The 17,899-nt window shown below is 29.2% G+C and carries 14 protein-coding genes and 1 riboswitch; of the genes, 3 read left to right on the top strand and 11 right to left on the bottom strand.

All coding sequences use genetic code 11. From position 1 onward, the window contains the following. Nucleotides 1–79: 79 nt before the first annotated feature. Nucleotides 80–1,360, bottom strand: coding sequence for an MFS transporter (locus DR020_RS06930; RefSeq protein ID WP_112365584.1), 1,281 nt, complete (start codon nucleotides 1,358–1,360; stop codon nucleotides 80–82). Nucleotides 1,361–1,651: 291 nt separating this feature from the next. Next, a riboswitch (Fluoride riboswitch) is annotated at nucleotides 1,652–1,717 on the top strand. Between the two features lie 79 nt (nucleotides 1,718–1,796). Here DR020_RS06930 and crcB point away from each other — a divergent pair. Then, entirely contained in the window at nucleotides 1,797–2,177 is a 381-nt protein-coding gene (gene crcB, locus DR020_RS06925) for a fluoride efflux transporter CrcB (protein ID WP_112365583.1), read from the top strand. Between the two features lie 58 nt (nucleotides 2,178–2,235). On the opposite strand, the gene DR020_RS06920 is transcribed toward crcB, so the two are convergent. Continuing rightward, nucleotides 2,236–3,960: a ferredoxin hydrogenase gene (locus DR020_RS06920; RefSeq protein ID WP_055257330.1), complete on the bottom strand. Its 1,725-nt coding sequence runs from the start codon at nucleotides 3,958–3,960 to the stop codon at nucleotides 2,236–2,238. 457 nt (nucleotides 3,961–4,417) lie between these two features. Here DR020_RS06920 and DR020_RS06915 point away from each other — a divergent pair, with 457 nt between their 5' ends. After that, nucleotides 4,418–4,810: a hypothetical protein gene (locus tag DR020_RS06915; protein WP_058992120.1), complete on the top strand. Its 393-nt coding sequence runs from the start codon at nucleotides 4,418–4,420 to the stop codon at nucleotides 4,808–4,810. Between the two features lie 74 nt (nucleotides 4,811–4,884). Here DR020_RS06915 and DR020_RS06910 read toward each other — a convergent pair whose 3' ends face one another. From DR020_RS06910 to DR020_RS06880, 7 genes are all read right to left on the bottom strand, one after another. Continuing rightward, entirely contained in the window at nucleotides 4,885–5,193 is a 309-nt protein-coding gene (locus tag DR020_RS06910; RefSeq protein ID WP_058992122.1) for a rhodanese-like domain-containing protein, read from the bottom strand. 104 nt (nucleotides 5,194–5,297) lie between these two features. Continuing rightward, complete coding sequence (locus DR020_RS06905; protein ID WP_112365582.1) at nucleotides 5,298–5,645, bottom strand: DUF1667 domain-containing protein; 348 nt, start codon at nucleotides 5,643–5,645, stop codon at nucleotides 5,298–5,300. A gap of 2 nt (nucleotides 5,646–5,647) precedes the next feature. Further along, the gene (locus DR020_RS06900) at nucleotides 5,648–6,898 is read right to left on the bottom strand and encodes an NAD(P)/FAD-dependent oxidoreductase (protein WP_112365581.1); all 1,251 of its coding nucleotides are present in this window, start codon (nucleotides 6,896–6,898) and stop codon (nucleotides 5,648–5,650) included. A gap of 13 nt (nucleotides 6,899–6,911) precedes the next feature. Next, nucleotides 6,912–8,339 (bottom strand): NAD(P)/FAD-dependent oxidoreductase, encoded by a 1,428-nt coding sequence (locus tag DR020_RS06895; RefSeq protein WP_112365580.1) that lies wholly within the window; start codon nucleotides 8,337–8,339, stop codon nucleotides 6,912–6,914. 189 nt (nucleotides 8,340–8,528) lie between these two features. Next, nucleotides 8,529–10,028: a glycerol kinase GlpK gene (gene glpK, locus DR020_RS06890; protein ID WP_058992127.1), complete on the bottom strand. Its 1,500-nt coding sequence runs from the start codon at nucleotides 10,026–10,028 to the stop codon at nucleotides 8,529–8,531. A 71-nt stretch (nucleotides 10,029–10,099) separates the two neighbouring features. Then, nucleotides 10,100–10,660, bottom strand: a complete 561-nt coding sequence (locus tag DR020_RS06885) for a glycerol-3-phosphate responsive antiterminator (RefSeq protein WP_112365579.1) — start codon at nucleotides 10,658–10,660, stop codon at nucleotides 10,100–10,102. 69 nt (nucleotides 10,661–10,729) lie between these two features. After that, nucleotides 10,730–11,440 (bottom strand): MIP/aquaporin family protein, encoded by a 711-nt coding sequence (locus tag DR020_RS06880; protein WP_055257337.1) that lies wholly within the window; start codon nucleotides 11,438–11,440, stop codon nucleotides 10,730–10,732. A 360-nt stretch (nucleotides 11,441–11,800) separates the two neighbouring features. On the opposite strand from DR020_RS06880, the gene DR020_RS06875 reads away from it, so the two are divergent. After that, complete coding sequence (locus DR020_RS06875; protein WP_112365578.1) at nucleotides 11,801–13,018, top strand: MFS transporter; 1,218 nt, start codon at nucleotides 11,801–11,803, stop codon at nucleotides 13,016–13,018. 141 nt (nucleotides 13,019–13,159) lie between these two features. On the opposite strand, the gene DR020_RS06870 is transcribed toward DR020_RS06875, so the two are convergent. After that, entirely contained in the window at nucleotides 13,160–15,520 is a 2,361-nt protein-coding gene (locus tag DR020_RS06870) for an endonuclease MutS2 (RefSeq protein WP_055257339.1), read from the bottom strand. A gap of 25 nt (nucleotides 15,521–15,545) precedes the next feature. Further along, nucleotides 15,546–17,894 carry a U32 family peptidase gene (locus DR020_RS06865; RefSeq protein ID WP_112365577.1) on the bottom strand — a complete coding sequence of 783 codons (2,349 nt, stop codon included), beginning with the start codon at nucleotides 17,892–17,894 and terminating at the stop codon, nucleotides 15,546–15,548. Nucleotides 17,895–17,899 lie beyond the last annotated feature (5 nt).

Here is a 17,899-nt window from a genome sequence, read left to right as displayed (position 1 = left end):
AATAATTATATTTCAATATAAAAAGGTAGTATCAAAGTAAATTGATACTACCTTTTTAATACTTATTAATTCATATAATCTATGCTTTTTTCTTTCCCTTGCTTAAAACACCTACTATTATAATAGATATAACCATAAGAACTATAAACACAGAGAATCCTGTTGAATATCCTTCAGTTTCTGACACAAAACTTGCCATCACAATTGGTATTATAAATCCACCTAATGCTCCAAGACCTCCAATCCATCCTGTAGCTCCTCCTACAGCATGTGGAACAGCATTTGGAACTATTTTAAATACTCCACCGTTGGCAATACCCATTCCTATAGCTAAAATTACAATACCTACTATTGCAAATCCTATAGAACCTGCAAATGTCATAAAGATTGCTCCAATAAGTGCAATAACTAATGCTATTATTGTAACCTTTTCTCCACCTTTTTTATCTGCTAGTTTTCCACCATATACTCTTATAAGTGAAGTTAAAAGTGAATACATTGCAGTCAGTACACCTGCTGTAATTGTTTTAGTTCCAAAGAAACTTGTCCAATAAGTTGGGAACCAACTTGTTAAAGCTAAAAATCCTCCAAAAGTTGCAAAATATATTATAACTAAAGCCCATGTTTTCCATGTTTTTGCTGATGTTACTAAACTTTCACTTACTTTATCATTTGGAAATAACTCTTGACCGTATTCTTTATTAGCTATTTCCTTAGCTTTTTCCTTTGATACACCTTTTTTTATTAATTGAAAATACCAAGCATTCTCTGCTACAAAACAATATGCTATTGTACCCAATATTAAAAATATTAACCATGCTAAATAAGATCCTGATAATCCTAATAACGGTAATGCTATTATAGGTAAAATAAGAGAAAATATTCCTGGAGCTAAGTTACCAAATCCAGCATAAGCGCCTAACGCTACACCTTGCTTACTTTTAGGGAACCAATATGATGTTTGACTAGCTCCTACTGAGAATGTTGCTATACCGCATCCTGATAATATACCAAATATAAATAATAATGAATAATAATTACCCAAACTATCTCCAAAGAAAGCAACTAGAATATATAAGCCTGACATTCCTATAATTGATAATATAAATAATACTATAAACGGTTTTTTTCCACCCGTTGTATCAACCCAAGCCCCAAAAGGAATTCTAAGAAGGGCACCAGATAAGTTAGGTGCAGCTACTAATAATGCCAATAATATAGGATTTAAATCTTGAAATACACCTTTAAAAACAGTTGCAGTTGAACCATAAAGAGCTACTGCTGCAAATCCTACAAAAAACCCTAAAGTCGTTCCTACAAGACCTCTAGTTGAGCTTCCTCTTAAATTATAATTACTCATTATTTTCCTCCATTTCTTTTATATTTTGTTATTTTTTTAACTTTATTGTTTAAAAATTAACTTTTACCACTAGATGGTATCATACAAAAATCTTTCAAACTGTGATATTAATCACGTTTTATTGATAATTTATAATTTGTTTATAAATTTCATAAATAAGTATATTATAGTTAAATTGTATTATATTTCTTATGAAATATATTGGTAAAATTATTATCAAATCCATCATAATTACATATCAATATAATTCTATTGACATAAATTGATAAGCATAGTATCATATAAGCGTATAATTTAATGGGTTATGGAGTTAACCCTAAACCGCTTTATTTTAAAGCTAATGACTCCTACACAAAATATTTTATTTAATTATCGATAAAATATTTTGTGTAGGAGTTTTTTTATTTTCTACATAATTACAGAGGAGGAATAATAAATGCAAAAATTATACTTAATACTATTAGTCGGATGTGGAGGATTTTTAGGTGCTGCTTCTAGATATATTATATCTAACTACGCAGTTAAACTTTTTGGTAGTGCTTTTCCTTATGGCACATTAATAGTAAATATATTAGGTGCTATATTAATAGGATTTGTAATGACATTAAGCCTAAAAGGAACTGTATCACCAAATGCTAAACTATTTATAACAACTGGTATTATGGGTGGACTTACTACATTTTCAACATTTTCTTATGAAACAATATCATTATTTTCAGCAGGTAGTATTGGTCTTGGATCACTAAATGCTGCACTTAATTTATTCTTAAGCCTTGGAGGAGTAGTCGTTGGTCAATTTTTAGCCTCTGCTATCTAATTTCAAAAAAAAGATACCTTGATTCAAGGTATCTTTTTTATCTCTATTTGTACTTAAATTATTTTGTATATTTAAAGTGTAATAATTCATGAGCTTTTCCACATCCTGGTTCTCCCATATATGTTTCATACATTTTCAATAATGCTCTATTTTTATGAGATTTTCTATACTCTAAATTTTTATCTTGATTATAAAGAACTGATGCTCTAACTGTTTTTATATTCATATGCTTTCTATCATGAGAGCTTAAATGTGGTTGTCCTCCACCATTTACACATCCTCCAGGACATGCCATAACTTCTATAAAATGATATTGCTTTTTGCTTAAAGCATCACTTTCCATAAATTTAAATACATTAGCCGCACCATTTATTACAGCAACATTATAATCATTTCCACCAATATTAACTGTTGCCTCTTTTATTCCTTCTAATCCTCTTACTTCTCTATAGTCTATCTTATCTAAATCAGTTCCTTCAACAAAATCCTTAGCTGATCTTAAAGCAGCTTCCATAACTCCACCAGTTGCTCCAAAAATAGTTCCAGCACCAGTATATTCACCCATAGCTGGATCTGCCTCTTCATCCTCCAAATTAGCAAAATCTATTTTATTATTTTTAATCATTAATGCTAATTCTCTTGTTGTTATTACTGCATCTATATTTCTAAATCCATCATTTTGCATCTCAGGCATATCAGCTTCATATTTTTTAGCAACACATGGCATAACAGTTACAGTAAATATATTCTCAGGATTTATACCAGAAATTGTCGCATAATATGATTTACTTGCTGCACCAAATTCTTGTTGTGGTGATTTAGCTGAAGATAAATTTTCTAAAAACTCTGGGAAATAATTTCTAGCTTGTCTCACCCAACCTGAGCAACATGATGTAAACATTGGAAATGGTCCACCTTTTTTTATTCTTTCAACAAGCTCTGTTGCTTCTTCCATTATTGTCATATCAGCACCAAAATTTATATCAAACACCTTATCAAAGCCTAACTTTCTTAAAACGGCATAAGTTTTTCCTGTTACATCTACTCCATAACCCATTTTTAATCTTTCACCTAATGCTGTTCTAACAGAAGGTGCTATAGCCACTATAACATGTTTATTTTCATCTGCTAAAGCTTCCTTAACTCTATCTATATGAGGTTTTTCTGATAGGGCATCTACTGGACACGCTATTATACATTGTCCACATAAAATACAATTAGTATCATCAAAACACTTAAGTTCATCTGGACCTACAATTCTTCTTCCATCTTCTTTATGGAATTTCATAACCTTTGTTCCAGACTTTGTTCTACATGCTGCAACACATCTACCACAATTTACACATTTACTTTTATCTAAAACTATTGATTTACTTCTACTATCTACATATTCTGACTTATCCTTTACTATAAAAGGTTTTGATGCTCTAGCTTTAGTCTTTATAACAAGCTTTAAAAATTCACAATCTTCTTTTCTTCTACATTGACCACATTTGAATTCATGATTATCTAAAAGTTTAGTCATTAAAAACTTTACTTCATTTTGAACCCTTTCACTGTCAGTTTTAATTACCATTCCTTCTTTAGCTTTTATACAACAGGATCTTGCTAATCTATCTTGTCCTTCTATTTCAACTACACAAATTCCACATTGTCCACCATTTTTACAATCTTCAAGACAACAAAGAGATGGTATGTGTATACCATTTGCTGTAGCCACTTGTAATATGGTTCTTCCTTCTTCAAATCCTATTTTCTTGTCGTTGATAATCAAAGTTTTCATCCGTACCTGTACCTCCAATAAGCCTAACAATATAAAACTCCAAATTCAATATAAGTTTAATATATAAATACATAATATACATAATATTACAAATAATAAGCAACAATATACTTAAATATTCGCATTAATACATTAATATAAATAATTAAAAAATATTTAGAATTTATATTTATTCTTCACTATTTTCATTATTATTGTTAATTACTTAACTTTTAAAAATATGATATAATCACCATTAAGATTATATCATATAATAATTACGATGTCATTATATAAAATTCCCTCCATTTATATTTTACCAATCATTCTTTTTAACAATATTTATTTCATTTTAAATACAATTTTAACACTAAACTGTCACATACTAGTGTTATATTTACATAGTAAAATATAACTTTAAATAAAAAATTATTTTTTACTGGTAATTATAAAATATTTAAGAAAAAGAGGTAATACTATGGCTGATAAGACCAAAAAATCAAAATCAAAAGCACTAGTAAAGAAAAAAAAAGTTACTCCTAAAAGTTCAATATTCTTATATATTATAGGAATTATTGTTGCTATAGTTGGAATAATATCATTAGTTGATTACTTAATGATATTTGTTAACCAATTTAGTACTTACTTAGCAAGTGGTTATCCATACGATACTGTTTTCAATTCTTTAGTTCCTAGTTTAATTATTCAATTATGCAGTTATGTTGCTACTTATTTAGGAATTGCAGTACTTTTATTCGCTGCTGGAATTATTAACACTAAGGTATTTAGAGTATTAAATTCTAAAAATTCAAATGTTAATTTAAATAAAGAAGTTGCAACAACTTTAGAAAATGAAAAAACTGAAAAATAATATTTAAAAAAAGCTGTTATAAAATTATCTTATAACAGCTTCTTATTATTCATTTAAAATTACAATTAATTATCTTAAACTTCTAAAGAACCTAAATATGAAGCAGTTCCTCCTGCTACATCAACAACTTTAAACCCATCTTGTGCTAACTTATCGCAAGCCATCTTACTTCTTGATCCACCTTGACATATTATATGATATTCTTTATCTTTTTTTAAATAATTCCCCGTATCTTTTAAAAGCTCTGACATTGGAATATTCTTAGCTCCCTTAATATGCCCTGCTCTATATTCATATGTTTCTCTAATATCTATTAATTCTATATCATTTATTATTTCATCTAAATCATCTACATGTATTGTTTCAAATTTTTTATCAAACATTCAATCTTCTCCTTAATAGTTTTTAAGTAAAATTTATCACTACTAAAATTCTTTGTCAATGATTAAAGACACATAAAAAGGGCTTTAAAGCCCTTTAATTCATTTTAAGTTATTGATTTTGTAGCTATTATATTAACTTGGGTTTCTAAAATATTTTCTATTATTACTTGTCCAACCTTTATAGGAAGTCTAACCTCTACTTTGTTTATTTCCTTCATTATATCAAATATTTTATCTTTTGGAATTTCCTTTTCAGTTTTTACAGGAACAACCTTACCACTAATCCCATATATTTTTACTGTTGAAGTTACTATTCTTTTAGGTTCCTTAACTTCATTTAAGCCATATATAAAGCCTCTTTTGCAACCATTTCCTGTTACATTTTCATTATTTATATCCACCTTTAAGTGACATCCTTTAGGACAAACTATACATATTAATTCTCTCTCCATATTTATTCACCATCCTCTAAAGAAATTTCAATATCTCCATTAACTTCTTTTAAATTATCTTTAAGTATTAATATTCTCTCCATCTCAGCCGGTGCTAAATGTGCTCTTTTAAATCTTTGTAAAACCTTTTCTTCATCACGTACAACTATTATTTTATTTGTAAACACATTAGAAACTCTCATAAATACATTTATATTTTCATCTAGATTATTTACATATATTTTTTGTGGAACTGTATAATTTATATTTTTACCATTTTTAACTTCTATGACTCTTCCTTGTCTATTTTTCCCCTTTATATACTTCGCTGCATTTTTACCAGCTCTTTTAGCCTCTTCTGTAACAAAATCAACTAAGTCATGAACATGTACAACATTTCCACAAGCAAATATTCCATTTTTTGATGTTTCCATATTTTCAGAAACTATAAGTCCATTAGTTCTTTTATCCAATACAACCCCAGCATTTTTGGATAATTCATTTTCAGGAATTAATCCAACAGATAATAAAAGTGTGTCTACATCAAATTCTTTTTCTGTACCCTCTATAGGTTTTCTATTTTCATCAACCTTTGCAATTGTAACTTTCTCTAATCTGCCATTTCCCTGTACATTTACTACTGTATGTGATAAATAAAGAGGTATATTATAGTCGTTTAAACACTGAACTATATTCCTATTTAAGCCATTAGAATACGGCATAAGTTCAACTACAGCTTCTACCTTTGCTCCTTCTAATGTCATTCTTCTTGCCATTATAAGTCCAATATCTCCTGAACCTAAAATAACAACTCTTTTTCCAACCATATATCCTTCCATATTTATAAATCTTTGAGCTGCACCTGCTGTAAATATTCCAGATACTCTATCTCCTGGCATAGCTATTGCTCCTCTTGTTCTTTCTCTACAACCCATAGCCAAAACTATAGCTTTAGCCTCTACCTGTATATAACCATCCTTTGAATTTACAGCATGAATAGTTTTATCTTCTATATCTAAAACCATAGTATCTAATTTAATTTCTATATTTGTATCTTTAACCATATCTATAAATCTTTGAGCATACTCAGGACCTGTAAGTTCTTCTTTAAACGTATGAAGTCCAAATCCATTATGAATACATTGGTTTAATATTCCACCAAGTTCCTTATCTCTTTCTATAATCAATACATTTTCTATCCCATTATTATAAGCTTCATAAGCCGCTGCAAGACCTGCAGGTCCTCCACCTACCACTACTAAATCATATTTCATAAACCTATACCTCCTATTTTGTTTTTCCCACTAAAACATAAGAATTCTTTGCATCTAACATTACATCTTCAATCTTCATATTTTTTTCTCTAGCTATTATTTCTTGTACTCTAGGTCCACAAAATCCTCCTTGACATCTTCCACACCCTGGTCTACACCTTCTCTTTACTCCATCTATTGTTGTAGCACCAAGTGTTCTATTTATACTATCCACAATTTCTCCTTCAGTTATATTTTCACACCTGCATATTATTCTTCCATATCTACTGTCTTTTTTTATAAGTGCATCCTTCTCTTCACTTGAAAGTTCCATAAAATTTACTTGTTCTCTCTTTTCATTAAAATTCTCTTTTTTATTTAATTGCAATCCACTGTCCTCTAGCATTTTGATAATATCTACAGCAATTGCTGGTGCTGATGTAAGTCCTGGCGATTTTATCCCTGCCACATCAAAAAATCCTGATACATCTTTACATTCTTCAACTATAAAATCATCTCTATTTGAAACTGCTCTAAGTCCAGAAAAATTTCTTATACTTTCTCTAAAATTTACTCTGTTTGTAGTTTTTAAAGATGTTTCTCTAACTAAATCTAAGTTAACTGATTCCGTACTTACACTATCTTTATCCATATTATCCGTAGCATCAGGACCAACTAAAAGGTTTCCATGTACCGTTGGTGTCACTAAAATTCCTTTGCCAAGTTTAGTAGGACACTGAAATATAGTCCTTTTAAACAATTCACCTTGACTTTTATCAAGAACATAATATTGCCCTTTTCTTGGAACTATCGAAAATGTTTCTTCAGAAATCATATTATGAATATCATCTGCATAAACCCCAGCAGCATTTATTACAAATTTAGTTTCTATAATCTCACCTGACTCTAGAGTGATTTCAAAATTTTTATTTTTTTCTATATTAATAACCTTAGAATTTAACTTTAATTCTCCCCCATTGCATAGTGCATTTTCAACACTAGCTATTGTAAGTTCATAAACACCTACAATTCCTCCTGTTGGGGCTAAAAGCGCTCCTTTCACATCATCTTTAAGATTAGGTTCTAAATTTAAAGTTTCCTGCTTGTCTAAAATTTTTAATCCTTCAACTTTATTTTCTATCCCTCTCTTATAAAGTTTATTTAAAGATTCTAACTCTTCATCATTAAAAGCTACTATAAGTGAACCATTTCTTTTAAAAGGAACAGATAAGTCACTACAAAGCTTGTCAAACATTTTATTTCCTTCTACATTATACTTAGCCATTAATGTATTAGGTTTTGGATCATACCCAGCATGAACTATTGCTGAATTTGCTTTAGATGAACCCATACACACATCATTTTCTTTTTCCACCGTTAAAACACTTAAATCATATTTTGTTAATTCTCTAAATATAGAAGCTCCAATAATTCCAGCTCCAATAATTACTACATCATACATATCCATCTCTCCCTTAATTATTTATTATCCATATCAGAATATACACTAATATATGGAAAAACAAAAAAAGCCAAACCCAAAAAAGCATATTTAAATGCCTTTTTGTGCTTGACTCTCTTTCTCTTGCACAATTAAACTAACCTATTAACTTATTTACATTATATCATATTTTATGTTAATAATCTAGTTTTATTCCTCTTCTATCCAATCTTTTGATCTATATACTGCTTTTTTCCACCCCTTACAATACTTCTCCCTCTTTTCTTCATCTAAATTTGGATTAAACTCTTCTGATGAATACCAAAATTTAGATATTTCATCTTTATCTTTCCAAAATCCTACTGCAAGACCAGCAAGATATGCTGCTCCTAGTGCTGTTGTTTCAGTTATTATAGGTCTTATTACTTTTTTACCAACTATGTCTGATTGGAATTGCATTAAAAATTTATTTTTACTAGCCCCACCATCAACTTTTATACATTTTATATCTTCCTTAACTTCATCAACCATTGCATCTAAAACATCTTTAGTTTGATATGCTATAGATTCAAGTGCTGCTCTTATTATATGATTCTTATTTGTTCCTCTTGTTAAACCAACTATAGTACCTCTAGCATACATATCCCAATAAGGTGCTCCAAGTCCAACAAAAGCTGGAACCACATAAACTCCACCATTATCTTCCACTTTAGTTGCAAAATAATCCGTATCTGATGAATCTGATATCATTTCAAGTTCATCTCTAAGCCATTGTACAACTGCACCACCTACAAAAACAGACCCTTCAAGAGCATATTGTACTTTATTATCCATTCCAATTGCAATCGTTGTGACCAATCCATTTTTGCTCTTTACCATCTTTTCTCCCGTGTTCATAAGAAGAAAGCAACCTGTACCATAAGTATTTTTTACATCACCTTTATTAAAAGCTGCTTGTCCAAAAAGAGCTGCTTGTTGATCACCTGCTATTCCTGCTATTGGAACTCTAACACCACCTTTTACCCCTAAATTTGCATACCCATACACTTCTGAAGAATTTCTAACCTCGGGTAACATACTTTTTGGTATATCCAAAATTTCTAACATTTTTTCATCCCATTTTAATTCTTTTATATTATAAAGCATTGTTCTACTCGCATTTGTATAATCTGTTATATGAACCTTTCCATTAGTTAACTTCCAAACAAGCCATGAATCAACTGTTCCAAATAAAAGTTCTCCTCTATTTGCCTTTTCTCTTGCACCTTCTACATTATCTAATATCCATTTTATTTTTGTTGCTGAAAAATAAGCATCAATTACTAATCCAGTTGTATCTTTTATATATTGTTCTAAACCCTGCTTTTTTAATTCATTACAAATGTGAGCTGTTCTTCTACATTGCCAAACTATAGCATTATAAACTGGTTTCCCAGTATTTTTATCCCAAACTATCGTAGTTTCTCTTTGATTTGTAATTCCAATTGCTGCAATATCTTCTTGGGTTATATTAGATTTTGCCAAAACTTCTTGAAGTACACTATACTCAGTTGCCCAAATCTCCATAGGATCGTGTTCAACCCAACCTTCTTTAGGATATATTTGTGTAAACTCCTTTTGACTCATCCCTATAATGTTTTGCTCTTTATCAAAAATTATTGCTCTTGAACTTGTTGTACCTTGATCTAACGCTACTATATATTTTTTCATAAAACACTCACCTCTATATCTTAATCAATATTTTTTAAAAGTTGCCTTATCTTTTTATACATACCTTTTAATTATATACTCCATAATTCCTCTTTTGTAGCTGATATACATGTTGCACCTGATTTTAAAGCTTCCATAACATCTTCTTTATCAGATATTAACCCCCCAACTATTAAAGGTTTATTTAATGTTTTGGATAAATCTTTTATAACTTTAAACAAAAGTCCTGGCAACATTTCTATCGCATCACACTCATCAACTAAATGAGTTTTAGTATTTGCAAGAGATAAACTGTCTAAAATAAAAGCTCTTTGTATAGCATAAAAGCCTAATTTTTTTGCTGCTTTTATAGTTTGAGATTTTGTACTTATTATACCTTTAAATTTAGTATTCTTTTTTAAATATCTTAAAGATACCTCTTTATTTGTTAATCCCTCTACCAAGTCTATATGAATTATTCCTACTTTGTTGCTCTTATATATCTTGTCACTTATTTCGTTTAAATTTAAAATATCTCCAAAGAGAACAAATATAACATTAACATCTGTTTTTAATGCCTTATCTAATTGTTCAACATTTTTAACCGCTGCTACTATTGGATTTTCTTCTAATATATTTTTTAATTCAATCATAACTCTAACTCCTTGTAATCATTTTCATAAAGACTTTAATACTGTAATTTTAATAAATTCAAAAATTATTTATTTAAATAGTAGTAAATAAAATATCGCTCCGCATATTCCTCCTAATATTGGTGCAATTATTGGAATCCAAGCATAACTCCAATCTGAATCTCTTTTATTTGGTATAGGAAGAATAAAATGTGCAAATCTTGGCGCTAAATCTCTAGCTGGATTTATTGCATAACCAGTTGGACCACCTAAAGATAAACCTATCACCCATATTAAAAGCCCTACTGCAATAGGTGATATACCATTTACCATGTCCACTTTTCCAAGACCTACTATAACAAACATAAGTATAAATGTTCCTATAAACTCAGTTATAAAATTCCATTTTTTACTTCTTATCGCTGGTATTGTGCAGAATGTTCCAAGTTTTGAATCCTTATCTTCTGTCTCTTCAAAATGCTTATAATATGATACGAATACTAAAACTGCACCTATAAAAGCCCCTATTAATTGAGCTCCTATATATACTAATACTTCATTCCATGGAAGACTTCCTGTTACTGCTAAAGCTATTGTGACTGCTGGATTAAACTGTGCACCACTCACGTTTGCAAATAAGAAAACTGGAATAGCAACAGCTAAAGCCCATCCCGTAGTTATAACAATCCATCCTGAACCTTCTCCCTTGTTTTTTTTAAGAACTACATTGGCAACTACCCCATCTCCTAAAAGAATAAGTATCATGGTTCCTATAAGCTCTGCCATAAACTTTTCTAGCATAAACTTCCCCCTTTTATTTTTTATAAAAAAAGAAAAAAAGTTAAGTCAAGAAATATTTTCTTGTGCTTAACTCTAATTCTCTTTCACACAACTTGAGTATTCGTTTTCATAAATAAATTTTATCACTAATACTATATTTTGTCTATAAGAATTATTTTTTATATTTTAATAAGTAAACACAAAATATTAATTTTTTTAATACTAAAATATATTACTAACATAATTAATTTATGAACTATTATACTAAAATTAATTATATACAAAATCTTAATAAATAATTAACTTATTAACATAATAAATGTCTTAAAATATACAAGTAATATATTTATACTATTAAGTACAAAAGAAAGGGACGGATTAATGAATGCAAAAGATAAAAAAATAATAGGTCTATACTCTAGTAATTTATTTATATACTTATTAGCTGGTGGTATTTATTATGGTATATTTGTTGTTTTTCTAAGTTCTGTTAAAGGTTTTTCAACAGATGAAATATCATTAATATCTAGTATACCTCCTCTTGTAATGTTAGCAGTATCACCTTTGTGGGGAAAAATTATTGATAAATCTAAAAGACTTATCTATCTAACTAAACTTGTAACCATAGCTAACGCTCTTACTATCATTATTCTAGTATTTACTAATAATTTTTGGTTATTCTTTATAATAGCCATTGCCGGAAGCTGTCTTTACGCACCAAGTACTAGTTTAATGTCTGAATATCTACTAGCTATTGAAAAGAAAACAGGCTATCCTTTTGGTAAAGTTCGTGTATGGGGAGCTATAGGGTATGCTATCTCTGGTCTTATTTCTCCAGTATTTATCGATTTATGGGGAACAACAGGCGCACTTCTTATATGTGGCTTTATAATGCTGTCAACAGTTATTATACTTCAATTTATTCCAGAGCTTACAACTGGAGAAAATGAAGAGCAAATAAAAAATAATTTAAAAGCGCAAAAAAACGATATTAATGCAAAAGAAATTCTTTTTAGTTTGCTAAAAAACAAGCCATTTTTAATACAATTATTTGCAACAAATGTAATAATGGCGACTTGTAATTCTACAAGTAATTATTCTATACAAGTTATTCTTGAAAAGCTTAGTTGTCCTACTAGCTTGATAAGTACAGTACCATTTATTATGGTTGTTATGGAAATAGTATTTTTATTTATATTTCACAAACTTCCATTCGCTAAAAAAAGTTACTTAGCTACATTTACAGCTTTGGTTATTCTATGTTTTAGATGGTACTTTATGGCTTCAATACCTAACTATATGTTTTTATTACTTTTAATGCTTGTTCATGGAGTAGTAGTTGGAATTATGATGCCAGTACAAAATAATTTAATTGCTGAATTAGTTCCTACAAAGCAACAATCAACTGCATTTTTATTTGAGGTTGTTGTTGTACCAACTATTTTTTCTAGTATATTAAATTTATTCACAGGATATTTAAGCGTATATACTGGAATATCAATATTTGGTTATACATATTTAATTTTAAGCATAATAGCTCTAGTTATAATAATCCCTTCATTCTTGAAAGAATCTAGAACTAAAAAAAGTTTTTGCTAAAATAAAAATAGAGAACTATAAGTCAAATTTATAGTTCTCTATTTCTACTTAAAATCTTATTCATTAGGATTCTTTTTTTATATTTTAATGATATTCCTCAGCTTTATTATAGTATATCCCTGTTTTATATTAACCCCCACATTATTTTAATATAACAACAGTAACTCCTGTTCCACCTTCTCCATATTCTCCAAGTCTATGACTTTTTACATGAGGATGTTTTCTCAACATTTCATTTATTGCTTTCCTAAGGACTCCCGTTCCTTTACCATGAACTAAAGTAACCTCCCCAAGACCTCCAACATATGCATCATCTAAATATTTATCAGCCGCATAACAAGCCTCCTCTGAATCCATTCCCCTTAAATCAATAGATGTTGGAACAACTTTAACATTAAGCTTTGCTTCTCTTTTTTTAATTTTTTTCTCTTCTTTTGTTTGTTTTATTTTTCTTAATTCTTCTGCTTTAACATTTATTTTCATAATTCCAGCCTGAACTTGAACCATTCCTTTAGCATCTGGTTTTGAGAGAATTATGACCTTTTGATTTAACGAAGGTAGCATAGCTTCCATACCTAAAGTAATATTATCTATTGCCTCTCCTTTATTATCATCTACTTTCTTTTGAAGAGAGCTTTCAGTATTATTTATCTTATCTCTAAGCTTACTTCTCTCCTCTTCTAACCTCCTTCTTGCATCACTACTTATCCCTAATCTCTCCATCTCTCTCATATTTTTAAGAATTGCATCTGATTCTTCTTTTGCATTTCTTAGAATTTCTTTAGCCTCTCTTCTTGCCTCTGAATAAGCATTTTCTCTGACTACTTCTATTCTATCTAGTTTTTCCTTATACTTATCTCTTAAAGCCTTAGCTTCTCTTCTTAGTATTTGATTTTCTCTTGCATCTTTTTCAGCTCTTATTCTTTTATCTTGAAGTGATTGTATTAAATCTTCAAATTTTATAGATTCACTATCTATAGATTCCTTCGCATCTTTTATTACATAGTCAGGAAGTCCTAGCCTCTTAGATATCTCAAAGGCATTAGATTTTCCTGGCACTCCTATTAAAAGTCTATAAGTTGGTCTTAAAGTTTCTACATCAAATTCAACAGAAGCATTTTCTACATTTGTAGTCTTTAATGCATAACCTTTAAGTTCACTATAATGTGTTGTTGCTAATAACTTTGTTCCTCTTTTTCTTAAGTTTTCTAAAATTGATATAGCAAGAGCTGCACCTTCTGTTGGGTCAGTTCCTGCACCTAATTCATCAAATAATACAAAACTTTCATCATTTGCAACTGCCATTATTTCAACTATATTTTTCATATGAGATGAAAATGTTGATAAACTTTGTTCTATACTTTGTTCATCACCTATATCTGCAAATATCTCCTTAAAAAAGCTTATAGTTGAGTTCTCCATAGCAGGTATTAAAAGTCCTGAAAGCCCCATAAGTTCAATAAGACCAGCAGTTTTTAAAGTTACTGTTTTACCACCTGTATTTGGCCCTGTAACTATTAGACTTGTAAAATCTCTTCCTAAATATATATCAGAAGATACTACCTTTTCTCTATCTATTAAAGGATGTCTTCCTTGTATAATATCTATTATTCCTTTATCATTAACATTTGGCATAGTACCATTTATAAAACTTCCATATTTAGCTTTTGCAAAAATAAAATCAAACTCAACTAAAATGTTAAAGTTATTGCTTATTTCTGTTATATTCTCATAAACTGCCTTAGATAAAGCCTCTAATATTCTATTAATTTCTTCCCTTTCCTTTAACATAAGCTCTTTTATTTCATTGTTTAAATTAACAATGCTCATAGGTTCTATAAAAAGAGTTGCACCAGTTGAACTTTGGTCATGAACAAGACCTGGCACTTGAGACTTGTATTCTGCTTTTACAGGGATAACATATCTATCCCCTCTCATTGTATACAGATTATCCTGCAAGTATTGTGAATTACTTCTAACTATTGCATTTACTTTTTCTCTTACAGATGAATTTTTTTCTTTTAAACTTTTTCTTATACCATATAATGTACTACTTGCTTTATCAGAAATTTCATCTTCTCCAATTATTGCATTAGAAATTGAATTCTCAAGCCCTTTTATGCTAACTAATCCAATCGCTAAATCTTCTAATATTTTATAAGATTCCTCTTCTTCTTTTCTATTTAAAAATTCAGACATTCTTCTTGAAACCCTTAGCATATTTCCTATCTTCAAAAGAGTTCCAGCATTTAATACTCCGCCCTTTTCGGCTCTAACTATTCCATCCTTAATATCATAAAATCCTTCAAAAGGAGGATTACCTTTTTTAGTAATTAATTCTAATGCCTCATTAGTTTCTTCAAGATGCTCAACTACATCATAAAAAGATTCATAAGGCTTAAGATTCAAAACCATATCTTTTGCTGATTTTGTTATTGCATATTGTTTTAATTCATTTTTTATCTTTGTAAATTCTAAAACTCTTAAAACTTTATCATTCATAAAACTTTTTTATTCCCCTTTTCTCTTACTCAACGCCTCTTCTATAATGACCTTTAGTATAATTTCCTACTAATCTTTTTTTATTTTTTATAGCGTCTATAACATTTAATGACTCTTCATAACTTTCATCAATTAAATCTATTCTAAAATTTTCTATTCCCATACTCTTAATATCTTCTATTTCTGAAATTAAATTAATCGCAACAGTATTAAATATATGAGATCTACAAAATATATCTGTTTTTATAGTATTATTTTGCCCTACTCTATCTTTTAATATAAAGGTACTCCTTGTACATTCATTGCTACATGCATTTAAAGTATTTTTCCCTCCAAAAGTACTTCCTATTGGACAATATTCGCTTACCATCGCTTCTATTTTACCATAAATTAAAAATTGCGTTCCTTCATTGTATTTTTTAACCATAGAATTTATCTCTTTTCTGTTCAATTCTACACTTATACATGAAGCTGCTATATGCTTATTATAAAATTTTAAAGAATTTGAATTAAATATATTAAGTTTATAATCCCCAACTATTTTTGTTTTATCTTTAAATCTATTTATTATTCCTGCATTAGCTGTAATTATACCTTCTACATTTTCTAAATTCTCATTTATTAAATTACATATAATTTCAAATTCCTCTTTAATTATAGTTGGTATTTTTAAATATACTCTTCCATTAAAATCTTGTAATTCTTTCAAAGATTCTTTATTCAAAGCACCTTTATTTTTCCCAAATATATCTAAAGCTACAGCCTCGACTTTTTTTTCTTTAACTGCCCTTAATTGTTCATACGTATTTATGTTTACTAAAAGCCCAGGAATATCTCTGTCCATATCTTTTATACAACTAAATTCTTTTCTTCTCTCATTTCTCTTAAACTTTAAAACTTCAAATGCTCTTATTTCTTCTAATAATTTTCTTCTTAAATTATTTATTGCTGATACCCTTATAAATCCATCTTCAAACTCTAAAAAAGTAATATTATTTATCTTATAAGCTATATCTCCAGATTTTTTTAAATTATCTTCTACCTTTTCCTTAAGAATAGGTTTATTTACAGCAGGCTCTACTATATCACCCTGTTTTTCATAAACTTTTCCATTATATGAAACACTAAGCTTGATAGGATAACCAACTTTAAAAGTACATTTTCCATCTAGTAATATCTTTCTCTCAAATTTATTTTCATAAGCTCCTTTAAGTTGATTTAAAAGTTCACTATCTAATGTCTTAAATAACTTATCACTTGCTTTATATTTTCTTGGAAGAACTTTAACCTTGCTTCCCTTTTTAGCTTTTTTCACTTCATTTCCATTTAAGAATATTTTATTTACAGTAAATCCATCATTACCATTTGTCACGCCATCTTGAAGAGCTATATCTTCACTTAAAAGTATTTCACCTGATTTTAACACTTCTCCTAAGAACACACCGGTATTTTTAGGATTTCTATAAGCCATCATATCATGCCCTGTATTTTTATAAAGATATGCAGTTGCAAAACCCTCTCTGTTAAAAAGTCTAAGAAGTTTTTTCTTGTTACTTTCCTGAGATTTATCTATTTTATTATACACATTATCAATAGCTTCTCTATAACTTTCAGTTACTCCAGCAACATATTCAGGTCTTTTCATTCTTCCTTCAACTTTTAAAGAACTTGTTCCTGCCTTTATTAAATCCTCCACATTTTCTATCATACAAGTATCCTTAGGACTTAATAAATATCCTTTAATCTCTTTGCCATCAGACTCCCTAATTAGAGTATATGGAAGTCTGCAACTTTGGGCACATCTACCTCTATTTCCGCTTCTTCCCCCTATTAAACTACTCATTAAACATTGTCCTGAATAGCTAACACAAAGAGCACCATGAACAAATATCTCAGTTTCTATGTTAAGATCTTTTGATATATGTCTTATTTCCTCTAAAGTAAGTTCTCTAGATAAAACTATTCTTAAAAAACCATTATCCCTAAAAAATAATGCTCCCTCTCCATTATGTATACTAAGCTGAGTTGATGCATGAATCTCAAAATCTGGATATTCTTCTCTTATTTTATTTACAAGACCTGTATCTTGAATTATTAAAGCATCCACACCTATTTTATATAAAAATCCTACATAATCTATTGCTTCTTGCAATTCATTTTCTTTTAAAAGTGTATTAACTGTTACATAAACAGTTATGCCATATTCGTGACAATAATCTACTGCCTTTTCCATTTCTTCATTATCAAAGTTAGAAGCATAAGCTCTTGCTGAAAACTTGCTTCCTCCTAAATATATAGCATCTGCTCCCTTTGCAACAGCAGCAATTAAACTATCCATACTACCTGCTGGAGCTAGTAATTCTATTTTTTCCATTTATT

Source organism: Sarcina ventriculi (assembly GCF_900456775.1).
GTDB lineage: Bacteria > Bacillota > Clostridia > Clostridiales > Clostridiaceae > Sarcina > Sarcina ventriculi.
This window is presented reverse-complemented; position numbering and strand designations above follow the sequence as displayed.

What these genes read in the sequence shown, in the direction of transcription:
- DR020_RS06880 (WP_055257337.1), bottom strand. Translation starts at nt 11,440, where the DNA reads ATGCTAGAAAAGTTTATGGCAGAGCTTATAGGAACCATGATACTTATT.
- DR020_RS06885 (WP_112365579.1), bottom strand. Translation starts at nt 10,660, where the DNA reads ATGATTGAATTAAAAAATATATTAGAAGAAAATCCAATAGTAGCAGCG.
- DR020_RS06900 (WP_112365581.1), bottom strand. Translation starts at nt 6,898, where the DNA reads ATGAAATATGATTTAGTAGTGGTAGGTGGAGGACCTGCAGGTCTTGCA.
- DR020_RS06870 (WP_055257339.1), bottom strand. Translation starts at nt 15,520, where the DNA reads ATGAATGATAAAGTTTTAAGAGTTTTAGAATTTACAAAGATAAAAAAT.
- DR020_RS06920 (WP_055257330.1), bottom strand. Translation starts at nt 3,960, where the DNA reads ATGAAAACTTTGATTATCAACGACAAGAAAATAGGATTTGAAGAAGGA.
- crcB (WP_112365583.1), top strand. Translation starts at nt 1,797, where the DNA reads ATGCAAAAATTATACTTAATACTATTAGTCGGATGTGGAGGATTTTTA.
- DR020_RS06875 (WP_112365578.1), top strand. Translation starts at nt 11,801, where the DNA reads ATGAATGCAAAAGATAAAAAAATAATAGGTCTATACTCTAGTAATTTA.
- glpK (WP_058992127.1), bottom strand. Translation starts at nt 10,028, where the DNA reads ATGAAAAAATATATAGTAGCGTTAGATCAAGGTACAACAAGTTCAAGA.
- DR020_RS06930 (WP_112365584.1), bottom strand. Translation starts at nt 1,360, where the DNA reads ATGAGTAATTATAATTTAAGAGGAAGCTCAACTAGAGGTCTTGTAGGA.
- DR020_RS06895 (WP_112365580.1), bottom strand. Translation starts at nt 8,339, where the DNA reads ATGTATGATGTAGTAATTATTGGAGCTGGAATTATTGGAGCTTCTATA.
- DR020_RS06910 (WP_058992122.1), bottom strand. Translation starts at nt 5,193, where the DNA reads ATGTTTGATAAAAAATTTGAAACAATACATGTAGATGATTTAGATGAA.
- DR020_RS06905 (WP_112365582.1), bottom strand. Translation starts at nt 5,645, where the DNA reads ATGGAGAGAGAATTAATATGTATAGTTTGTCCTAAAGGATGTCACTTA.
- DR020_RS06915 (WP_058992120.1), top strand. Translation starts at nt 4,418, where the DNA reads ATGGCTGATAAGACCAAAAAATCAAAATCAAAAGCACTAGTAAAGAAA.
- DR020_RS06865 (WP_112365577.1), bottom strand. Translation starts at nt 17,894, where the DNA reads ATGGAAAAAATAGAATTACTAGCTCCAGCAGGTAGTATGGATAGTTTA.